Source organism: Moorena sp. SIO4E2, assembly GCF_010671945.1.
GTDB classification, from domain to species: domain Bacteria; phylum Cyanobacteriota; class Cyanobacteriia; order Cyanobacteriales; family Coleofasciculaceae; genus Moorena; species Moorena producens.
In genome coordinates, this window is sequence record NZ_JAAHIE010000766.1 from 1 (window position 1) to 2,930 (window position 2,930).

The following is a 2,930-nucleotide window of genomic DNA, read 5'->3' on the forward strand; positions in this document are numbered from 1 at the left end:
TCTTTAGTTAAGATGACGCCACTTTTCCAAACGTATTGTTGTTGGTCAATATACTGATGCATCACCACAATCAAACGAGTGATAATACCCTTGGGCATAAAATCCGGATAAGCGTAACGTAAAATCAGATTATGGGATGGATTCCAATCATAGTCTGGTTGGTTATCGCTCAGGAGTTGAGGGGCGATAAAGGTATCTTTGCAATCAGGAATTTCATAGCAAAGTTGGAATTTCTTCATTAGTTCTAGTAATTCTCCTCTGGTAGAGGCATACTTGTCCTCTTGCCAAATCCCTTTTAAATCGTTGCGGGTAAACTTTCCTTTGTTATTTTTAACGTTAGGATTATCGAGCACTTTGTAAACCGCATCGGTACCCCATTCTGGTTTAAGAATGACGGTTTTATATAACAACGACTCTTCTTGATCCTGGAAATGAAGACATACCCCTAAATCGTGGAGATATCCGCTTAACTGTAATTTATCTTCTAGTAGAGTAAATCCATTGGTTTCACAGATATCTAGAAATTTATCAAGAGAGATATAATTACGGGAATCGTTTTCTAAGGCTTGACGCACCATTACCCAGGTTTTCGGTAATGGTTGTCCGACGTGAGGTAAATTTTGAATGTAATATTGAATAGCAGCGATAATCTCTGCTAACCCTCGGTTAGTTTTGAGGTTAGTAGCGAGAGTGGCTTGGAGATTGGTAAACTTTCCTCGCAAAGTTCTTTCGTTAATGTCCCTGCGGCGGTCTTGTTTCTCGTTTTTAATAATCAACAGGGGGCTATTATCACTAAATTGTTCTACAATATTTAGCCAATAATCAAAATCCGTATCTTCTTTACGACTATCCGTAACCAAAATATAGAGAGAACGTTTACTTAAAAAAAACTGATGGGTGGCATGATAAATTTCTTGCCCGCCAAAATCCCAAATATTGACGTTAAATTCTCGTACGTTATCTAGAGGAAAACTCCATTTGATAACATCAATGCCTTCTGTAGACTGTTGATTGTATTGGAGTTGGTATTGGGGGTCTTGAATTTTTTTAGCTAAACTAGTTTTGCCTGCTCCGGCCTCGCCCACAATCAACAACTTAGCTTCATAGATATAATCTTTTCCTTCTTGTTTTAATTGCCGAAAATATTGTTTAATAGAACCTACCCCTTTACTGACAACTTCTGGCGGTGGAACAACCAGGGGATTTTCCGATAACTCTAGCTGGGTTAAATTAGAGAGATTTCCAAAAGATTCGGGCAGGGTGGTTAGTTGATTATTCCATAAATGTAGCCTGGTTAAATTGGATAGATTCCCAAGAGATTCCGGCAGAGTTGTTAGTTGATTACCCGATAAATGTAGCCTAATTAAATTGGATAGATTCCCAAGAGATTACGGCAGAGTTGTTAGTTGATTATTCCATAACTCTAACCTGATTAAATTGGATAGATTCCCAAGAGATTACGGCAGAGTTATTAGTTGATTATTCCATAATTCTAGTCTGGTTAAATTGGATAGATTCCCAATAGATTCCGGGAGGTTTGTTAGTTGATTGGTCTCTAAATTTAGAACGGTTAAATTGGATAGATTCCCAATAGATTCTGGTAAATTTATTAGTTGATTGAAGGATAAATATAGATGAGTTAAATTGGATAGATTCCCAATAGACTCTGGAAGGTTGGTTAGTTGATTGAAGGATAAATATAGATGAGTTAAATTGAATAAATTACCAATATACTCCGGAATTTTATCTATTTTGTTATATTTTAATTTTAATACTTTAATTTGTTTGAGTTCAAAAACTTCCTCTGGTATCTTGGTCAATGGTTGGGATCGATCTGAAACTAAATTAACGAAAAGTTTTAATATTGTATGATCTGAGTAATTACTCAAATCTAGGATTTCAAGGTTTTTTCCCCTGGCTTCTTGGATTTTTTCTTGGAAGCGTTTTGGAATACTATCTTCGCTCATATAGAAATTGTTATTTGGGTGAGTTACAAAGCTTATGGTTTTAATAAGGCAATAGGCTTTTCAGGTAATCAGCGTCAAAAAACACTGTACCTCATAAGTACGATATATGCGCTGTATTATCCCTGACCCAACACATCTATTTTAATCTTTCCTATAGAAAAGTGATGTCGCATTACTGCTTAAATGCAACAATAAGTATTTATACTTAAAAATCTTGGTGAAAGAATTTCCTTCTTTGATTCAGCAATACAAAAAATCCGGCGTTGCTGAATTAAGGAATGAATGTGCGATCATTTGGTTTTATTAAAGCCCCCTAAATCCCCCAATTCTGGGGGACTTTGATAGTTTTGTTCCCCCCAGAATTGGGGGGCTAGGGGGGCAAAACCATACGCATAATCAGCAACGCCAAAAATCCGGTGTTGCATAAATGCAAGATGATGTGAATAGTTTTGTGGAATAGGCATCTTGGTAAAATGGGCATCATGGTGGAATGGGCATCTTGCCCGTTTCATTTCCGGAGCGACTGTCCCAACACTGGCTACCGATAAAATCAGCTTTTTGGTGGTGCGTTACGGGGCGGACTATCCCAACCTTGGCTACGACACGAAAAATAATGGCAAGTCCGCCCCTAACACACCCTACGCAACTTGTGTGGAATGGGCAACTTGTGTGTAATGTGCATCTTGTGTGGAATGGGCATCTTGCCCGTTTCCAACACCCCCGATTCCCGACTCCCGACTCCCGACTCCCGACTCCCGACTCCCGACCCCTCCACACTTACCTTGGTCAGATCCTCTAGGATGACAGATGAAGCAGGAAAGTCCTATCGTGATGATTAAAGCTAGAGCTATATTCCTTCCGGATTAGTCTCAGCAGTTGCGTAACCTGTAGATTCACATTAAGGTCATTATTCTAAGAGGCTGTACCGTGCCTAAATCTATTCCATTACTATCTATTCTTGTT

Annotated in this window: 4 protein-coding genes and 1 pseudogene; 2 read left to right on the forward strand and 3 right to left on the reverse strand. The window is 38.6% G+C overall.

From position 1 onward, the window contains the following. The 3 genes and pseudogenes from F6K37_RS36820 to F6K37_RS36830 form a co-directional block, all read right to left on the reverse strand. Window positions 1–1,085: COR domain-containing protein (locus F6K37_RS36820; RefSeq protein ID WP_287255931.1), on the reverse strand; the 1,085-nt coding region annotated here is incomplete at its 3' end. Window positions 1,086–1,208: 123 nt separating this feature from the next. Then, window positions 1,209–1,364 (reverse strand): annotated as a pseudogene (locus F6K37_RS36825) (leucine-rich repeat domain-containing protein); the annotation flags it as partial. Window positions 1,365–1,457: 93 nt separating this feature from the next. Beyond that, window positions 1,458–1,967, reverse strand: a complete 510-nt coding sequence (locus F6K37_RS36830; RefSeq protein WP_287255927.1) for a leucine-rich repeat domain-containing protein — start codon at window positions 1,965–1,967, stop codon at window positions 1,458–1,460. A 465-nt stretch (window positions 1,968–2,432) separates the two neighbouring features. Between F6K37_RS36830 and F6K37_RS36835 the strand changes: the two genes are divergently transcribed. Further along, window positions 2,433–2,642: a hypothetical protein gene (locus F6K37_RS36835; protein WP_287255929.1), complete on the forward strand. Its 210-nt coding sequence runs from the start codon at window positions 2,433–2,435 to the stop codon at window positions 2,640–2,642. Beyond that, entirely contained in the window at window positions 2,624–2,806 is a 183-nt protein-coding gene (locus tag F6K37_RS36840) for a hypothetical protein (protein ID WP_154659974.1), read from the forward strand. The genes F6K37_RS36835 and F6K37_RS36840 overlap by 19 nt, the downstream gene beginning before the upstream one ends. The last annotated feature ends 124 nt before the right edge of the window (window positions 2,807–2,930 follow it).